The organism is Paraburkholderia dipogonis (genome assembly GCF_046027395.1).
GTDB classification, from domain to species: Bacteria; Pseudomonadota; Gammaproteobacteria; order Burkholderiales; family Burkholderiaceae; genus Paraburkholderia; species Paraburkholderia dipogonis_A.
On sequence record NZ_JAQQEG010000031.1, the window covers coordinates 74,666 to 91,239 of the forward strand.

General features: G+C 64.2%; 15 protein-coding genes. 13 read left to right on the forward strand and 2 right to left on the reverse strand.

The genetic code is table 11. The features are described 5' to 3' along the window. The first annotated feature begins 36 nt into the window (after window positions 1–36). The 13 genes from fliF to fliR all read left to right on the forward strand — a co-directional run bounded on the left by fliF (window position 37) and on the right by fliR (window position 12,291). Entirely contained in the window at window positions 37–1,842 is a 1,806-nt protein-coding gene (gene fliF, locus PQR32_RS28495) for a flagellar basal-body MS-ring/collar protein FliF (protein ID WP_408234824.1), read from the forward strand. Next, window positions 1,832–2,827 carry a flagellar motor switch protein FliG gene (gene fliG, locus PQR32_RS28500; protein WP_408234827.1) on the forward strand — a complete coding sequence of 332 codons (996 nt, stop codon included), beginning with the start codon at window positions 1,832–1,834 and terminating at the stop codon, window positions 2,825–2,827. The genes fliF and fliG overlap by 11 nt, the downstream gene beginning before the upstream one ends. After that, window positions 2,814–3,497, forward strand: coding sequence for a flagellar assembly protein FliH (fliH, locus tag PQR32_RS28505; protein ID WP_408234830.1), 684 nt, complete (start codon window positions 2,814–2,816; stop codon window positions 3,495–3,497). Before fliG ends, fliH begins: the two co-directional genes overlap by 14 nt. Continuing rightward, complete coding sequence (gene fliI / locus PQR32_RS28510; RefSeq protein ID WP_408234833.1) at window positions 3,491–5,140, forward strand: flagellar protein export ATPase FliI; 1,650 nt, start codon at window positions 3,491–3,493, stop codon at window positions 5,138–5,140. The genes fliH and fliI overlap by 7 nt, the downstream gene beginning before the upstream one ends. 2 nt (window positions 5,141–5,142) lie before the next feature. Continuing rightward, entirely contained in the window at window positions 5,143–5,592 is a 450-nt protein-coding gene (gene fliJ / locus PQR32_RS28515) for a flagellar export protein FliJ (RefSeq protein ID WP_106284820.1), read from the forward strand. A 70-nt stretch (window positions 5,593–5,662) separates the two neighbouring features. Beyond that, window positions 5,663–7,153 carry a flagellar hook-length control protein FliK gene (locus PQR32_RS28520; protein ID WP_408234836.1) on the forward strand — a complete coding sequence of 497 codons (1,491 nt, stop codon included), beginning with the start codon at window positions 5,663–5,665 and terminating at the stop codon, window positions 7,151–7,153. 537 nt (window positions 7,154–7,690) lie between these two features. Next, entirely contained in the window at window positions 7,691–8,197 is a 507-nt protein-coding gene (gene fliL, locus PQR32_RS28525) for a flagellar basal body-associated protein FliL (RefSeq protein WP_408234839.1), read from the forward strand. Between the two features lie 65 nt (window positions 8,198–8,262). Further along, entirely contained in the window at window positions 8,263–9,261 is a 999-nt protein-coding gene (fliM, locus tag PQR32_RS28530; protein WP_408234842.1) for a flagellar motor switch protein FliM, read from the forward strand. Beyond that, window positions 9,254–9,718, forward strand: a complete 465-nt coding sequence (gene fliN / locus PQR32_RS28535) for a flagellar motor switch protein FliN (RefSeq protein WP_408234845.1) — start codon at window positions 9,254–9,256, stop codon at window positions 9,716–9,718. Before fliM ends, fliN begins: the two co-directional genes overlap by 8 nt. Beyond that, the gene (fliO, locus tag PQR32_RS28540) at window positions 9,715–10,326 is read left to right on the forward strand and encodes a flagellar biosynthetic protein FliO (RefSeq protein ID WP_408234848.1); all 612 of its coding nucleotides are present in this window, start codon (window positions 9,715–9,717) and stop codon (window positions 10,324–10,326) included. Before fliN ends, fliO begins: the two co-directional genes overlap by 4 nt. 44 nt (window positions 10,327–10,370) lie before the next feature. Continuing rightward, window positions 10,371–11,150, forward strand: coding sequence for a flagellar type III secretion system pore protein FliP (fliP, locus tag PQR32_RS28545; RefSeq protein WP_408234851.1), 780 nt, complete (start codon window positions 10,371–10,373; stop codon window positions 11,148–11,150). Between the two features lie 51 nt (window positions 11,151–11,201). Beyond that, on the forward strand, window positions 11,202–11,471 hold the full coding sequence (fliQ, locus tag PQR32_RS28550; RefSeq protein ID WP_408234854.1) for a flagellar biosynthesis protein FliQ: 270 nt from the start codon (window positions 11,202–11,204) through the stop codon (window positions 11,469–11,471). 37 nt (window positions 11,472–11,508) lie between these two features. After that, a complete protein-coding gene (gene fliR, locus PQR32_RS28555) occupies window positions 11,509–12,291 on the forward strand; it encodes a flagellar biosynthetic protein FliR (protein ID WP_408234857.1) in 783 nt (260 codons plus the stop codon). 1,039 nt (window positions 12,292–13,330) lie between these two features. Here fliR and flgL read toward each other — a convergent pair. Next, complete coding sequence (flgL, locus tag PQR32_RS28560; protein ID WP_408234860.1) at window positions 13,331–14,554, reverse strand: flagellar hook-associated protein FlgL; 1,224 nt, start codon at window positions 14,552–14,554, stop codon at window positions 13,331–13,333. A gap of 10 nt (window positions 14,555–14,564) precedes the next feature. Next, entirely contained in the window at window positions 14,565–16,538 is a 1,974-nt protein-coding gene (gene flgK, locus PQR32_RS28565) for a flagellar hook-associated protein FlgK (RefSeq protein WP_408234863.1), read from the reverse strand. Window positions 16,539–16,574 lie beyond the last annotated feature (36 nt).

The following is a 16,574-nucleotide window of genomic DNA, read 5'->3' on the forward strand; positions in this document are numbered from 1 at the left end:
GCGGAACGCAAAAGGCATCCCGGAGAAACCCGACGCATGGATTCGTCAGCCAACTCTTTGATCAACCCCGACGCCCGCATGGGCCTCGCCGGCGCGCAGCCTGGCGCCGGTGCGGCCGGTGCCGGCCAGGCCGGCGGCGCAGCAGACCTCGGCGGCTTGGGGAGCAACCTGGGCGGCAACTTCGGTCAGCGCCTGTCAGGCCTCGCGCAAATGCGCGGCAACCCGCGCGCTCCGCTGATTTTCGCGGTGGCGCTGCTGGTCGCCATCGTGGCGGGGCTGTTCCTGTGGTCGCGGGCGCCGGACTACAAGGTGCTCTACAGCAATCTGTCGGACCGCGACGGCGGCGCCATCATCACGGCACTTCAGGCCGCCAACATCCCCTATAAGTTCTCCGACGCCGGCGGCGCGATCCTCGTGCCGGCCGAACAGGTGCATGAAATGCGTCTGCGCCTCGCATCGCAGGGCTTACCCAAGAGCGGCTCGGTCGGCTTCGAACTGATGGACAACCAGAAGTTCGGCATCAGCCAGTTCGCCGAGCAGATCAACTATCAGCGCGCGCTGGAAGGCGAACTGGAGCGCACGGTCGAATCGATTTCGTCGGTGAAGTCGGCGCGCGTGCACCTGGCGATTCCGAAGCCGTCCGTGTTCGTGCGCGACAAGGAAGCGCCGTCCGCCTCCGTGCTGGTCAACCTCTACCCGGGCCGCGCGCTCGACGAAGGCCAGGTGCTGGCGATCACCCATATGGTGTCGTCGGCGGTGCCGGATATGCCGGTGAAGGGCGTGACCATCCTCGACCAGGACGGCAACCTGCTGACGCAGCCGTCCACCGGCAGTGGACTCGACGCCTCGCAACTGAAGTACCGCCAGCAGATCGAGCGCAGCACCCAGCAGCGCATCGACGCGATCCTGGCGCCCCTGTTCGGCTCGGGCAACGCGCATTCGCAGGTCAGCGCCGACATCGACTTCTCGCACAGCGAGCAGACCTCGGAAAGCTACGGCCCGAACGGTAACCCGCAACAGGCGGCGATCCGCAGCCAGCAATCGAGCAGCGCCACCGAAATGTCGCAAGGCGGCGCTTCGGGCGTGCCGGGCGCGCTGTCTAACCAGCCGCCGCAACCGGCTTCGGCGCCGATCAACGCGCCGAACGGCGCGAGCGGCGTGACGACCACGCCGGTCAGCGACCGCAAGGACGCGACCACCAACTACGAACTCGATAAGACGGTGCGCCATCTCGAACAGCCGATGGGCGGCATCAAGCGTCTGTCGGTGGCGGTGGTGGTGAATTATCTGCGCGTGGTCGACGGCAAGGGCCACGCCACGATGCAGCCGGTCACCGCCGACAAGCTCGCACAGGTCAACCAGCTGGTGAAGGACGCGATGGGCTTCGACCAGGCGCGCGGCGACTCGGTCAACGTGGTCAACAGCCCGTTCACCACCGAAGTCGACCCGAACGCCGACCTGCCGTGGTGGCGCACGCCGGACATGATCGCGCTCGCCAAGCAGATCGCCACTTACCTCGGCATTGGCGCGGTCGCCCTGTTCCTCTACTTCGTGATGGTGAAGCCGGCGCTGCGCCGCGCTTTCCCGCCGCCGGAGCCGGCCGCCGTCGCGGCGCTGGCGTCGCCGGACGAGCCGATCCTGCTGGACGGCATTCCCGCCGCCGAGCGCGCGGGCGCGAGCGGCAGCTCGGTCGCCGAACTGGAAACCGACAGCGAACTGCTCGCCCTCGAAAGCTCCAAGCACAAATATGAGCGGAACCTGGAATTCGCGCGCAACATCGCGCGCCAGGATCCGAAGATCGTTGCAACCGTCGTGAAAAATTGGGTGTCCGATGAGCGCTGAAGGCGTAATGAAGAGCGCGCTCCTGCTGATGTCGATCGGCGAAGAAGAAGCCGCGCAGGTGTTCAAGTTCCTCGGGCCGCGTGAAGTCCAGAAGATCGGCGTCGCGATGGCCGCACTGAAGAGCGTGACCCGCGAGCAGGTCGACGAAGTCCTGCAGGAGTTCGTGCGCGAGGCCGAGCAGCACACCGGCATGTCGCTGGATTCGAACGAGTACATCCGTTCGGTGCTGACCAAGGCGCTCGGCGACGACAAGGCCGGCGCGATCATCGACCGGATTCTGCAGGGCAGCGATACCAGCGGTATCGAAGGCCTCAAGTGGATGGACTCCGCGGCGGTCGCCGAGCTCATCAAGAACGAGCATCCGCAGATCATCGCGACCATCCTCGTTCACCTGGACCGCGATCAGGCGTCCGAAATCGTCGCCTGCTTCACGGACCGGCTGCGCAACGACGTGCTGCTGCGGATCGCGACGCTCGACGGCATCCAGCCGGCCGCGCTGCGCGAACTCGACGACGTGCTGACCGGCCTGCTGTCCGGCAGCGACAACCTCAAGCGCAGCCCGATGGGCGGCATCCGCACGGCGGCCGAAATTCTCAACTTCATGTCGAGCAATCATGAAGAAGGCGTCATCGAGAACGTTCGCCAGTACGACGCGGAACTCGCGCAGAAGATCATTGATCAGATGTTTGTGTTCGAGAACCTGCTCGATCTGGAAGACCGCGCGATCCAGCTGTTGCTGAAGGAAGTCGAGTCCGAGGCGTTGATCATCTCGCTGAAGGGCGCGCCGCCCGCGCTGCGCCAGAAGTTCCTGTCGAACATGTCGCAGCGTGCTGCCGAACTGCTCGCCGAAGACCTCGACGCGCGCGGTCCGGTGCGCGTCTCCGAAGTCGAGACGCAGCAACGCCGCATCCTGCAGATCGTGCGCAACCTGGCCGAAGGCGGCCAGATCGTTCTAGGCGGCAAGGCCGAAGATGCATATGTCTGATCAGAACTCCGCAGCGAAGGAACGCCTCTCGGCCTACCAGCGCTGGGAGATGGCCTCGTTCGATCCGGTGCCGCCGGCACCGCCCGAACCCGAAGTCGACGACGGCGCGTTCGAAGCCGAACTCGAACGCATGCGCGACGCCGCGCATGCGCAGGGCATCGCGTCCGGCCACGTGGCCGGGCAGGCGCTCGGCTATCAGGCCGGTTACGACCAAGGTCACGCGCAGGGTTTCGAGCAAGGCCAGAGCGAAGCACGCGAAGAAGCCGCGCGGATCGCCGCGCTGGCCGAAACCTTCAAGGCCGCGCTCGACGGCGCTCAAGGCGCAATCTCCGAAACGCTGGTCGCGCTCGCGCTCGACATCGCGCAACAGGTGGTGCGCCAGCATGTGCAGCACGACCCGACCGCGCTGATCGCCGCCGCGCGTGAGGTGCTGGCCGCCGAACCCACGCTGGTCGGCGCACCGGCTTTGATCGTGAGTCCCGCCGATCTGCCGGTGGTCGAAGCGTATCTGATGGAAGAACTGCAAACGCGCGGCTGGACTGTGCGTACCGATCCGGCGGTGGAGCGCGGCGGCTGCCGCGCGCAAGCCAACACCGGTGAAGTGGACGCCGGCATCGACACGCGCTGGGAGCGCGTGGCCGCCGCACTCGGCAAGGTGAGCACATGGTGAAGCCGACGCTCGAAGAGATCCGCGCAAGCGACCTGACGCCGCTCGAACGCGAACTGGCGCTGGCGTCATTCGGCGCCGAGGCGCTCGCGGAAGTACCGGCTGCGGTCACACCCGCCGCGGCTGCGGTCGCGGCGATCGAAGCCGCCTTGCGCGATCCGGCGCATGCCCATCCGACGACGGGCGCCGCCGCGAGCCGCGTTGCCGCTGCTGCGAGCCCCGCTTCCGCCGCTGTCGCCCACGCCCCGTACGATCCCGCGCTCGACAGCAATCCGCACATGCAAGCCTGGCGCGGCCGCCTCGACGCACTGCGCGCGCGCAACGCGATCGCCAAGCCGATGCGCGCTTGCGGACGTCTCACGCGTGCCGCCGGCCTGGTGCTCGAAGCCGTGGGCCTGCGTCTCTCCGTGGGCGCCGAAGTGATGATCGAACTGCCGCAAGGCAGTTCGCTGCCGATGGCCGAAGCCGAAGTCGTCGGCTTCTCCGGCGACAAACTGTTTCTGATGCCGACCACCGAAGTGATCGGCTTGCTGCCCGGCGCACGCGTTTTTCCGCTTGAAAGCGCGCCGATCGCCGATCCGATGGCGGGCGCCAAACGTCTGCCGGTCGGCTGGGAATTGCTTGGCCGCGTGCTGGACGCCTCCGGCCGTCCGCTCGACGGACTCGGTCCGCTCGGCGCGCATGCCGACGCGCCGCTGTCCTCGCCGGTCATCAATCCGCTGAACCGCGAACCGATTCACAAGGTGCTCGACGTCGGCGTGCGCGCGATCAATGCGCTCTTGACTGTCGGCCGCGGCCAGCGCATGGGCTTGTTCGCCGGTTCGGGCGTCGGTAAATCGGTGCTACTCGGCACGATGGCGCGCTATACCAGCGCCGAAGTGATCGTGATCGGACTGATCGGCGAACGCGGCCGTGAAGTGAAGGAATTCATCGAGCAGATTCTCGGCGAGGAAGGGTTGGCGCGCTCCGTGGTGATCGCCGCGCCGGCCGACGTCTCGCCGCTGCTGCGCATGCAGGCCGCATCGTATTCGACGTCGCTCGCTGAATATTTCCGCGACCAGGGGAAGCACGTGCTGCTGCTGATGGACTCGCTGACCCGTTACGCGATGGCGCAGCGCGAGATCGCGCTGGCCGTGGGCGAGCCGCCCGCCACCAAGGGCTATCCGCCTTCGGTGTTCGCCAAGCTGCCGGCGCTCGTCGAGCGGACCGGCAACGGCCCGGCGGGCGGCGGCTCGATCACCGCGTTCTATACGGTGCTGACTGAAGGCGACGACCAGCAGGATCCGATCGCCGACTCCGCGCGGGCGATTCTGGACGGCCACATCGTGCTGTCGCGCTCGCTGGCTGAAGCCGGTCACTATCCGGCCATCGACATCGAAGCGTCGATTAGCCGGGCAATGACCGCGCTGATCGACGATAACCATCTGGACAAGACGCGTATGTTCAAGCAGATGCTGTCGCGCTATCAGCGCAACCGCGATCTGATCAACGTCGGCGCGTATTCGAGCGGGCGCGACGCGCTGCTCGATCGCGCCATTGCACTGTATCCGCGGATGGAAGCATTTTTGCAGCAAGGTTTTCGCGAGTGCGCGAACTTTGAACCGAGTCTCGAAATGCTGGACGCGCTGTTTGCCCAAGGAGGCTGACGATGGCGAAACATTTTCCGATCAAGACCCTCATCGGCCTCGCCCAGGACGATGTGGACGCCGCCGCGCAACGTCTGGGCCGCGCGCAGCGCGAGCGCAACGACGTGCAGTCGCAGCTCGACGCCCTCGTGCAGTACCGCGACGAATACCACGCGCGCTTCACCGCGACTGCCCAGACCGGCATGCCCGCGGGCAATATGCGCAATTTCCAGGCATTCATCGACACGCTCGACGCCGCCATTGAACAGCAGCGCAACCTGTTGGTGACGGCCAACGCGCGCGTCGAGGCAGCCAAGCCCGACTGGCAGCGTCAGAAGCAGAAGCTGGGCTCGTACGAAGTGCTGCAGGCGCGCGGCGAAGCCGCCGAAGCCAAAACCACGGCGCGGCGCGATCAGCGCGACGCCGACGAACATGCCGCCCGGATTCTGAGGATGCGCGCCGAAGGCGCCTGACGTGCATCAGGCGCACGAGCGCCGTCTCGATTGACTGAACACCTCGTTTGACCGATTGACAGGATTCCCTATGTCGCTTCTTTCACAGATCGGCTCGCTGCTCGGCTCCGCCAGCAGCACGTCCACCAGCGCGGCCATGGCCGCTGCGGCGAATGCCAAACCGTTCTCGCAAACCTTGCAGCAGAGCATCGACCAGCAGAACAGCGCGGCTGCGTTGAGCGCGAGCCAGCAGCAGGCTGCAGCTGCAGCGTCTTCTGGATCGTCGCCGTCTTCGTCGAGCGTGCACGACGCGCCGCCGCCGGCCGACCCTGCGCCGAAGAGCGCGGACGACGCAAGCAGCAAGGACACCAGCAAGCCGACAAACTCGGCTTCGTCCACGGCATCGTCGGGCGATACGCAACAGGCTTCGACCGACAAGACGAACGCCACGCCGGCGAAAACCGGCACCACGGCGAACCAGACCGACGCGGGCACCGCGGCGGCGGCCGCTGCCGCCCAGGCCCAGGCACAAGCTCAGGCCGACGCGAACAGCGCCAATACGCCGACAACCACAGACCCGGCAGCAGCATTGACCGATGCCGCGGCCGCGTTACCCGGCACGACCACGGACACCACGACGGGCGGCACGCCGGGCAAGAAATCCACCGCCACCGATCCGAAGTCATTGCAAGACGCGCTGCAGGCGGCGCTGGCAGCATTGGCGAATGGCCAGGGCGTTCCCGCGCAGGCGCTGGCTAGCGGCGCAGGCGCGAACGCCGCGACCTCGGCAAACGGCCTGGCTGGTACGAACGCGGGGCTGAATGGCACTGCGGACGGCAAGACGTTGGCGGCCGGCCTGTTCGGCGACGGCAAGGGATCGACTGCGTCGAAAGCCGCGATGGCGACGGCGGCGACGACCGTGGCCGACCCATCCGCGGCCGCAAAAGCGGCGGCTGACGCATTGACGGCAACGGCAGGCGGGGGCACGCAAGCCGACGATCTCGCCTCTTTCAAGAGCGCGACGGATGCGGCAACAGCGGCGCTCGCCGCATCGCAAGCCGCGGCGAGCGCCGCGAGCACGGCGGCGGCCGTCCAGACCACTGGCAACGCCGGCGCGGCGGAAGCAGCGAACGCGCTGTCACCGCAGGTCGGCACGACCGACTGGGAAGACGCGTTGAGTCAGAAGGTCGTGTTTCTGTCGAACGCACATTCGCAGAGCGCCGAGCTCACCTTGAACCCGAAGGATCTGGGGCCGCTACAGGTTGTCTTGCAGGTTGCCGATAACCATGCACATGCGTTGTTCGTATCGCAACACCAGTCCGTGCGCGAAGCCGTCGAAGCCGCGCTGCCGAAGTTGCGCGAGGCGATGGAATCGAACGGTATCGGTTTGGGAAGCGCGAGCGTCAGCGATGGCTTTGCGCGCCAGAGCGGCCAACAGCAGAGCGCCGACTCCGGCCGTTCCGGCGGCCGCTCGAGCAGCGGGAGCGGATTGTTTGGCGGCAGCAGCGGCGCGGACTCGATCGACACGGCGGTCAATGTACCGGTACGCCGCACGGTAGGCCTGGTCGACACATTTGCTTGATGTTGATGCCTTAGGCGCTGGCATTCGCCGCGCGCCAAGGCATTTGCCGAACTTGATTTGCGGATAATTGGTCAGCGGCGCCCACCAAAGGGCGCCGATTTGCATCGTGCGGTTAGGTGCAGTACCGGGACGGCGCGCGCAGCGCCGCCGGAGGAATGAGCGCCTTGTCACTCACGCGGAATGCGCGAGAACACTGATTCCAGATGCACCACTACTGCGACTGCGCGAGGGGCCCGCTTATGAGCTAGCGGTGTGAAGCGGCTTTCTTTGCCTACTTTCTTTGCCGCGGCAAAGAAAGTAGGTGCCGCCCCGCACAGGGGCAACGCTAATAGACCACAGCGACCTCAAGGAAAGGCCAACAGCCCACAGCGACCTCAAGGAAAGACCAACAGCCCACAACGACCTGAAGGGAAAGGCCAACAAAAAACCAAAAACCAGAGATAACCCTCAATCCCCCTTCTTTTCGACCCATCGCGCCGCGAGCAAATCAACAACAATCACCCTCACCAGCACTAAAGGCAAAGCAAAGCAAACCTCATGGCAACCACAACCGCACCTCAGCAAGCCGCGCCCGCATCACCGGGCCCGATGAAGCGCATCATCCTGATCGTCCTGATTGCGATCATTGCCGCGGGCGCAGCCGGCGCGGGCGTGTGGTTCTTCATGTCGAAGCGCGCCCCCGCCGCCGCATCAGCCGAAACCGCCGGCACGCCAGCGCCCCTCGCCGCGCCACTATTCTTCCCGCTCGAATCAATGACCGTGAATCTGCAATCAGACGACGGGCAGCAGCATTTCCTGCGCATCGGCCTGACGCTAAAACTCACCGACGCAAAGACCCAGCAAGAGCTCACCGACCACATGCCGGAAGTGCGCAGCCGCATCCTGCTCGCACTCTCGAACAAGCACCCTGACGAACTCGCGCCGCTCGAAGGCAAGCGCGCGCTCGCCACGGAACTGCGCACGCTGATCGAGCAGCCCACCGACAAGGGCGCCGCGCCGATCCATGTCCAGGACGTGCTGTTCACCGAATTCGTCGTGCAGTGACGCCGGTCGTGACGTTAATCAGCGCTGCCATCATCAACCGCCACGGGACGCACGAGGAATAAGGAATGGGCCACGAAGAGTTCATGTCCCAGGAGGAGGTCGATGCCCTCCTCAAGGGCGTAACCGGTGAAACCGACTCGGAAGCCGAGCAAAGCGACCGTGCGGGCGTACGGCCCTACAACATCGCGACGCAGGAACGCATCGTCCGCGGCCGGATGCCCGGCCTCGAAATCATCAACGACCGGTTTGCGCGCCTGTTGCGCGTCGGTATTTTCAACTTCATGCGGCGCTCGGCGGAAATCTCCGTCGGTCCGGTGAAGGTGCAGAAGTACAGCGAATTCACCCGCAACCTGCCGATCCCGACCAACCTGAACCTGGTCCACGTGAAGCCATTGCGCGGCACCTCGCTGTTCGTGTTCGATCCGAACCTGGTGTTCTTCGTGGTCGACAACCTGTTCGGCGGCGACGGGCGTTTCCATACCCGCGTCGAAGGCCGCGATTTCACGCAGACCGAGCAGCGCATCATCAACAAGTTGCTGAACCTGGTGTTCGACAACTACACGGCCTCGTGGAAAAGCGTACGTCCGCTGCAGTTCGAATATGTGCGCTCGGAAATGCACACGCAATTCGCCAACGTGGCGACGCCGAACGAAATTGTCATCGTCACGCAGTTCTCGATCGAGTTCGGCACGACGGGCGGCACGCTGCACATCTGCATGCCGTACTCGATGATCGAACCGATCCGCGACATCCTGTCGTCGCCGATCCAGGGCGAGGCGCTCGAAGTCGACCGCCGCTGGGTCCGCGTGCTGTCGCAACAGGTGCAGGCAGCGGAAGTGGAACTGACCGCCGACCTGGCTCAAGTGCCGGTCACGTTCGAACAGATCCTGAACATGCGCAAAGGCGATGTTCTGCCGATCAACATCCCCGAACACATCACGGCGAAGGTCGATGGCGTGCCGGTGATGGAGTGCGGCTACGGAATTTTCAATGGTCAATACGCGTTGCGGGTCCAGAAGATGATCAGCGCAGCCGACACGATGAAGGAAGGTGGATATGAGTGACCTGAACGCAAAGACTGAGGCCGAACTGGCCGCTGGCGCGCCGCAATTTGCCGCCGACGCAGCCGCCGCCGAAGACGACGCGGCCATGGCGGACTGGGCCAGCGCGCTGGCCGAGCAGAACGACAATACGGAAGTCAGCGCGACGACGGCGGGCGTGTTCCAGCCGCTGTCGAAAGTCGAGCCGACTTCGACGCGCAACGACATCGACATGATCCTGGACATTCCTGTTCAGATGACCGTCGAACTCGGCCGCACCAAGATCGCGATCCGCAACCTGCTGCAACTCGCACAAGGTTCGGTGGTGGAACTGGACGGCATGGCGGGCGAACCGATGGACGTGCTGGTCAACGGCTGCCTGATCGCACAGGGTGAGGTGGTGGTGGTGAACGACAAGTTCGGTATCCGTCTGACCGACATCATCACGCCGTCCGAACGTATCCGGAAGTTGAATCGATGAAACGCGTTGCCGGTCGCGCCGTGTCGCGCACTGTTCTGACTCGCGCTGCACGGGCGGCGAACGTCGTGGCGGCGCTATGCGCCACGGCGTCGATTTTCGCGCTGCTCGCACCGTCGGCCGCTCATGCGGCGGACATGAACGCGGTCAACAACGCCGCGAAGATCGCCTCGGGCGTCGGCGCGGGCACGGCTGTTCCGGCGCTTGGCGTCGGCGCGGTATTGCAAACCATTGTCGGCCTGCTGGTCGTGATCGGTCTGGTGTTCGGTTGCGCATGGCTCGCTCGCCGCTTCGGCTTGCAGCCGGCGAACCGCGGCGGCATCGTGAAGTCGGTCGGCGGCGCCTCGCTCGGCGGCAAGGAGCGGGTTGCGGTGGTCGAGATCGGCGATACGTGGCTCGTGCTCGGCACGGCGCCCGGCAATGTCCGTCTGCTTCACACGATGCCGGCAGGTTCGGCCGCCATCGATCCGCTCGGCGCCACGCAACCCGGTCCGGCAAACACGCCGGCTACGGGCACGGCACTGCCGGGCACCTTCGGCCAACGCTTTCGCGACGCTTTGAAAGGCGAAGTGGGCAAACGTTTCAACGGGCAAGGCGGCGGGGTTCGGTAATGCAGTTCAGTCTTCCTTCGACGCGTCACGCGCAATCCGCTCGCATGTCCCGTATCACCTCGAAAGTGATTTCCGCTATGCGCCGCTTCGCACCCGTCGCATTGCCGGCGCTGATGCTCGCACTGCCGACAGTGTCGTTCGCGCAGGCCGCCGGCTTGCCGGCCTTCAACACGAGCCCTGGCCCGAACGGCGGCACGACCTACTCGCTGAGCGTGCAGACGATGCTGCTGCTCACGATGCTGTCGTTCCTGCCGGCGATGGTGCTCATGATGACCAGCTTCACGCGCATCATCATCGTGCTCTCGCTGCTGCGCCAGGCGCTCGGCACGACCACGACGCCGCCTAACCAGGTGCTCGTCGGACTCGCGCTGTTCCTCACGTTGTTCGTCATGTCGCCGGTGCTCGACAAGGCCTACACTGACGGCTACAAGCCGTTCTCCGACGGCACGATCCCGATGGAAACCGCGGTGAACCGCGGCCTCGCCCCGTTCAAGACGTTCATGCTGCGCCAGACCCGCGAAAGCGATCTCGCGCTCTTCGCCCGCATCTCGCACGCCGCGCCGATGCAAGGTCCGGAAGACGTGCCGCTGTCGCTGCTGGTGCCCTCGTTCGTGACGAGCGAACTGAAAACCGGCTTCCAGATCGGCTTCACGATTTTCATTCCGTTCCTCATCATCGACATGGTGGTGGCGAGCGTGCTGATGTCGATGGGTATGATGATGGTGTCGCCCGCGACCATTTCGCTGCCGTTCAAGCTGATGCTGTTCGTGCTGGTGGACGGCTGGCAGTTGCTGCTCGGATCGCTGGCGCAGAGCTTCGTTTAACCGCGGGTTTTAACCACGCCCCGCGCCCTTCACGCTTCCGGTCCCATCGCCATGAATCAAGAATCCGTCATGACGCTCGCGCACCAGGCCATGTATGTCGGCCTGCTGCTCGCCGCGCCGTTGCTGCTGGTCGCGCTGGTGGTCGGTCTGGTGGTGAGCCTGTTCCAGGCCGCCACGCAGATCAACGAAAGCACGCTGTCGTTCATCCCCAAGCTGCTCGCGATTGCCGTCACGATGGTGATCGCCGGCCCGTGGATGCTCACGACCATGCTCGACTATCTGCGCCAGACGCTCACCAGCATTCCGACGCTCGTCAACTGAGCGCGGCGCCGGTCCTCACCTTCCCTTCCGACCCGCGATGTTCTCCGTCACTTACGCGCAACTGAACGCCTGGCTCACCGCGTTCCTGTGGCCGTTCGTGCGCATCCTCGCGCTGGTCGCCACCGCGCCGGTACTCGGCAACCGTTCGCTGCCAATGCGCGTGAAGATCGGCCTCGCGGCCTTCGTCACGATCATCGTCGCGCCGACGCTCGGCGCGCTGCCGCAAGTCACGGTGTTTTCCGCCGAGGGCGTCTGGATCATCGTCAACCAGTTCCTGATCGGCATCGCGCTCGGCGTCACCATGCAGATCGTGTTTCAGGCGATCAGCGCGACGGGCGACTTCGTCGGTCTCGGCATGGGTCTCGGCTTTGCGACCTTTTTCGACACCCAGGCGGCCAGTTCGAGCCAGGTGCTGTCGAGCTACATGAACACCATCGCCATGCTGGTGTTTCTGGTGATCGACGGCCATTTGCAGATGATCAGTGCGCTGCTCGCCACGTTTCAGTCGGTGCCGGTGTCGGCGAACATTCTCGGCGCGCCCGGCTGGCGCACGCTGGCGAACTTCGGCAGTACGGTGTTTTCGGCGGGGCTGCTGCTGTCGCTGCCGGTGGTCGCCGCGCTTCTCATCACCAATCTCTCGCTCGGCATTCTGAATCGCGCCGCGCCGCAAATCGGCGTATTCCAGATCGGCTTCCCGCTGACCATGCTGATCGGCATGCTGCTTCTGCAACTGATGACCCCGAACATGATTCCGTTCTTCATACGGCTCTTCGACGTCGGTCTCGATCAGATGGGGCGCGTGGCGGCGGGGTTCAGGTAGTGAGGTATTGACTATGGGCGCCACGCGGCGTTTGCGTCGATACATTGCAGCAAGTCGCTAATCTTTATGCCCGCCCGGAGCGGGCATTTTGCATTCGAGTCGGCACTAGCGGTATAGGTTGCCGCCTTAGGTCGTGACTTCCACGCCTCCGACAAAAAATCGCGTGTCCAGGTCGCCGGACTGGCCCACATCAGACATCGACAAATCGTTACAAGAATGTCCATCTTTTCGGACTTGTCGGATACCTGATCTCTCTGCTATCCGCCCAAATGGATTACGGGATAGGTGTGCTTAGCCACGACACACAATTCCGTACATGTGGCTTATTCCATACGGGAGACATTGAGAATGCCGGGACACGAGAAGAACGAAACGACGTATTTTTTTGCAAACATCGATGAGCCAGAGTACGGGCGCGCTTGTATCGAGATCAAGTGAAGCGCTTTGGTGTCGCGTTGGTCGGCTCTTTTTGCGGTCTATTCCTGACATGGGCATGTTTATATGCATTCAGTCACACTCAATGGTCACATCGTTCCGATGCGTCCGGAGCTACATGCCACGAACTCGGTAAATGCGCTGTCTCGTGGTGGGACGCGGTGCTTCTTCTCGCATACCTGTCGGGGCCGGCCGTGCTCCTGGGTCTTGTCAATGCAGTTGCATGGAAGCGCTGGTCTACCTCGAAATGGGCCGGTTGGTTTTTTGCCATATCAATCTTGACGGTCGCGTCATATGCGACTGATTACATCTCGGCGGGCTCTTAGCGCTTTTCATCGCTTGGGCCTGCGCAACCCTGATCGACTCAGCCTGGGGCGCGGTATGTTGCCGAAGATGTCCGGGCGAATAGCACATCGCTTGGTAAAACCGCCGCAACGCATTAAGTGAATTGAGTAACCCGGTGAAATGATCGGGACGGCCGTTACATGCTGACGAGTTCGCGAACCAGCATCGACTGCGGAATACAGCGCACGCAAAAACAAAAGAAGGGCGGAACCGGCTCACACCGGATTCCGCCCTTCCTCGTTTCAGACTGCTCGTGCTATCAGCTCAGGTACTGGAACAGCGAGATGTTCTGAATCTTCGCGAACGCCTGCTGCGCCGCTTGTAGTGCGGCCTGCGTCATCGTGTACTTGCCGATCGTCTTGACCATGTCGGTCTGCGTCAGATCCGCGAGGTTGCTCGACGTCTGCAGCGTGTTGGTCTGCGTGACCGTCTGCAATGCCTGCACTTCCTGCTCGCGGCCACCCACTGCCGCTTGCGCCGTCACGACATTGTTCATCGTGTTCTCGAGCTGGGTCATGCTGGTGGTCAGCGCGCTCTGGAAGCTGGCCGTCGAAGCGCCGCCCGACACCGGCGTTTGCAGCGTGGTGATCAACTGGCTCAGATTCGCGAACACGTCCATGCTGCCTTGCGTGGCCGGCGTCACCGTGAAGCTGTCGCCCGCGTTCGGCGCGCCGGTGATCGACACCGACTGGCCGCCGACCGTGATCGCCGAACCGGCCGTGAACGCTTGCGGCGCACTCGTGGTCACCGCGCCGGTAGCCGGATCGGTCTGACTCACGGTATAGGTGGTCGCCGAGGAGAAGTCGATCGAATACTTGTCCGCGTTGGTCGGATCGGTCGGGTTGTTCAGGCTCACCGTGCTGATCACGCCCGTGCCGGTGTTGCCGGTTTTCGCGGCCGGCACGGAGCTCGTGCCGATCGGCGCAACGCTGCCGAAGATCGCAATGCCGTTGTCGCCGGTCTGCACCACGTGCGAGTCGGTGATCTGCACGCCGGGCGTGCCGGTGTCGCCGGAATAGGTCACGACGCCGGCCGAATTCGTGGTGTACGGCTGCGCACTGCTTTGGTAGCCGGCGAACAGGTAGTTGCCCTGCGGGTCGGTCGAATTGGCGAGCGTCATCAACTGGCTGCGCAAGCTTTGCAGTTGCGTCGCGATCGAACCGCGGTCGCCGTCGTTCAGCGAACCGTCGCCGGCGCGCAGCACCAGCGTATGAATGGTTTGCAGCACGGTGTTGACGCTGCCGAGCGTGGTGTCTTCCTGCTGCAGCGAGGCAAGCGCGGTGCCCTGATTGGTCGTGTATTGCGACAGGGTCGTCGCCGTCGAGCTCAACTGCACGGCCTGCGCCGCGCCGAGTGGATTGTCCGACGGCGTGGAAAGGCTCACGCCGCTCGAAATCTCGGCATACAACTGCGACAACTGAGCTTGCTGATCGCTCATCGTCGCGACGTTCATGTTGAAGTACTGCGTGCTGGAGATGCGCATTGTCAACGCCTCACTGGAAGATGCCGAGTATCGTCTGGAACAGGGTCTGCGCGGTCTGGATGACCTTGCTGTTCGCCTGATACAGCTGCTGATACTGAAGCAGGTTGGCTGCTTCTTCGTTGATGTTCACGCCCGAAACCGACTGCTGCGCGGTGGTGATCTGCGTCACCAGCGAGCTTTGCGCGGTGCTCGACGTCTGAATCTGGTTGGTCTGGTTGCCGATATTGTTGACGTAGTTCGCATACGCGCCCGTCAGCGTGACCGTGCCGCCCGACAGCGATTTGGCGGTGGACAGATTCGACAGCGCCAGTGCGTTGCGGCCGTCGTTGTTCGCGCCGGTGTTCGGGCCGATGGTGAACTTGTCGCCGGCCGCCGGTGCGCCGCTGATCGTCACCGAGACGTTGTTCATCTGGCCGGCGGTCGCGTTGTTGATCGTCAGCGAGGCGCCGGTGGCCGACGAATACGGCACCACGGTCGTCGCGCTGGTGATCGAATACGTGGTGGCGGGGGAACCGGCCACCGTCACCGTCGAACCCACCGGGAAGCCGGACAGGCCCGTGCCGTCGTAGGACAGCGTGGTGGTCGAATTCGGCATGGTGTAGCCGGCCGTCACCGTGCCCTGCGTGATCGTGCCGGTGCCGGTGTTGCTCGAGGCGGCGGCGCCCAGCACCGGCGCGGCGGCGGCGATCGCCGACGCGTCGGTGGTGGCGGTCGAGAAGCTGTTCAGCGCGCCGCGGGTCGGCTCGACCGTGAACGAGTCACCAGGGTTCATCGTCCCGGTGGTCGAGAAATTCAGGCCGTTGATCGGCTGGCTCAGGTTGGTCGCCGAACCCACCACGCTGCCCGTCGAATTGTCGGTCAGTGTGTAGGTGGTGCCGTTGTAGGCCAGCGTGTAGTCGCCGGTGGTCGGTTGCGTGGGATCCGCGAACGACACGTTCAGCGACGCATTGCCGGTGTTCTGCGTGTTCGCATAGACCGTCGGGCCGCCCACCGAGAACAGCGCGCCACCCTTGGCGCCGGCGAGCGTGATGCCCAGCCCGTTTTGCGCGTTGACCTGCGCGGAGAAGCTCACGGCGATCGCGCCGAGTTGCGCCTCGCCCGGATCGAGCGTCTGGCTGCGGAACGCGAGCAGGCCGCCGAGCGTGCCGCCGTCGATCTTGCTGTCGGGCAGGTTTTGCGGCGCGGCTGCCGGGTTCGCGCCCGCCTGGCCGAGATACTGGACGGACAATTCGCTGGTGTCGCCAGTCGAAGGCGCCGTGCCCAGGTTGTAGCTGTTTGCGGAAGACACCAGCGGCTGGCCGTTGCTCATGAAGACGCTGTAGCTGCCGTTGCTGTTCACCACGTTCACGCCGATCAGTTGCGACAGATTCGACACGGCGAGATCACGCTGATCCATCAACTGATTCGGCGGTTGGCCTTGCGTGCTGGCCTGGGCGATCTGACCGTTCAACTGCGCGATCTGCTGCGTGTAGCTGTTGATCTGCGAAACGGTGTTGGTGAGCTGCGTGTTGACGCTCTGGCGCAGCGCGTCGTATTGCTGACCCGCGGCGTTGATCTGGTTCACCAGCGTCTGCGCGCCGCTCATCGCGGTCTGGCGCGTGGCCAGGCTCGACGCGTTGTTCGAGACGTTCTGCAAGCCGGTGAAGTAGCTGGTGATCGCGCTCGCAATCCCGGCGGTCGGGCTGCCGATCAGATTGTTCAGTTGCGAAATCAGCGTGTTGTACGTCGACAGCGAGCTGCCCGAGCTCTGCGCGTTGTTCAGCTCAGTGGTCAGATACTGGCTGTACTGGCGCGTCACGGTCGTGGTCGAGACGCCGGACGGCAGATAGCCCGAGCCCGTGTACTGGCCGCCGCTTTCCGCATACACCGGCGTTTCAATGGTGTAGCCAGGCGTCGACGCGTTGCTGATGTTCTGGCCGGTCGTCGTGAGTCCCCACTGGGCTGCGTTCAGTCCACTGAGGCCGAGATTGATGAGATTGGACATGCGTCATCCTGAAGGGCGACACCGTACACATGCCGC

What these genes read in the sequence shown, in the direction of transcription:
- fliF (WP_408234824.1), top strand. Translation starts at nt 37, where the DNA reads ATGGATTCGTCAGCCAACTCTTTGATCAACCCCGACGCCCGCATGGGC.
- fliG (WP_408234827.1), top strand. Translation starts at nt 1,832, where the DNA reads ATGAGCGCTGAAGGCGTAATGAAGAGCGCGCTCCTGCTGATGTCGATC.
- fliH (WP_408234830.1), top strand. Translation starts at nt 2,814, where the DNA reads ATGCATATGTCTGATCAGAACTCCGCAGCGAAGGAACGCCTCTCGGCC.
- fliI (WP_408234833.1), top strand. Translation starts at nt 3,491, where the DNA reads ATGGTGAAGCCGACGCTCGAAGAGATCCGCGCAAGCGACCTGACGCCG.
- fliJ (WP_106284820.1), top strand. Translation starts at nt 5,143, where the DNA reads ATGGCGAAACATTTTCCGATCAAGACCCTCATCGGCCTCGCCCAGGAC.
- PQR32_RS28520 (WP_408234836.1), top strand. Translation starts at nt 5,663, where the DNA reads ATGTCGCTTCTTTCACAGATCGGCTCGCTGCTCGGCTCCGCCAGCAGC.
- fliL (WP_408234839.1), top strand. Translation starts at nt 7,691, where the DNA reads ATGGCAACCACAACCGCACCTCAGCAAGCCGCGCCCGCATCACCGGGC.
- fliM (WP_408234842.1), top strand. Translation starts at nt 8,263, where the DNA reads ATGGGCCACGAAGAGTTCATGTCCCAGGAGGAGGTCGATGCCCTCCTC.
- fliN (WP_408234845.1), top strand. Translation starts at nt 9,254, where the DNA reads ATGAGTGACCTGAACGCAAAGACTGAGGCCGAACTGGCCGCTGGCGCG.
- fliO (WP_408234848.1), top strand. Translation starts at nt 9,715, where the DNA reads ATGAAACGCGTTGCCGGTCGCGCCGTGTCGCGCACTGTTCTGACTCGC.
- fliP (WP_408234851.1), top strand. Translation starts at nt 10,371, where the DNA reads ATGTCCCGTATCACCTCGAAAGTGATTTCCGCTATGCGCCGCTTCGCA.
- fliQ (WP_408234854.1), top strand. Translation starts at nt 11,202, where the DNA reads ATGAATCAAGAATCCGTCATGACGCTCGCGCACCAGGCCATGTATGTC.
- fliR (WP_408234857.1), top strand. Translation starts at nt 11,509, where the DNA reads ATGTTCTCCGTCACTTACGCGCAACTGAACGCCTGGCTCACCGCGTTC.
- flgL (WP_408234860.1), bottom strand. Translation starts at nt 14,554, where the DNA reads ATGCGCATCTCCAGCACGCAGTACTTCAACATGAACGTCGCGACGATG.
- flgK (WP_408234863.1), bottom strand. Translation starts at nt 16,538, where the DNA reads ATGTCCAATCTCATCAATCTCGGCCTCAGTGGACTGAACGCAGCCCAG.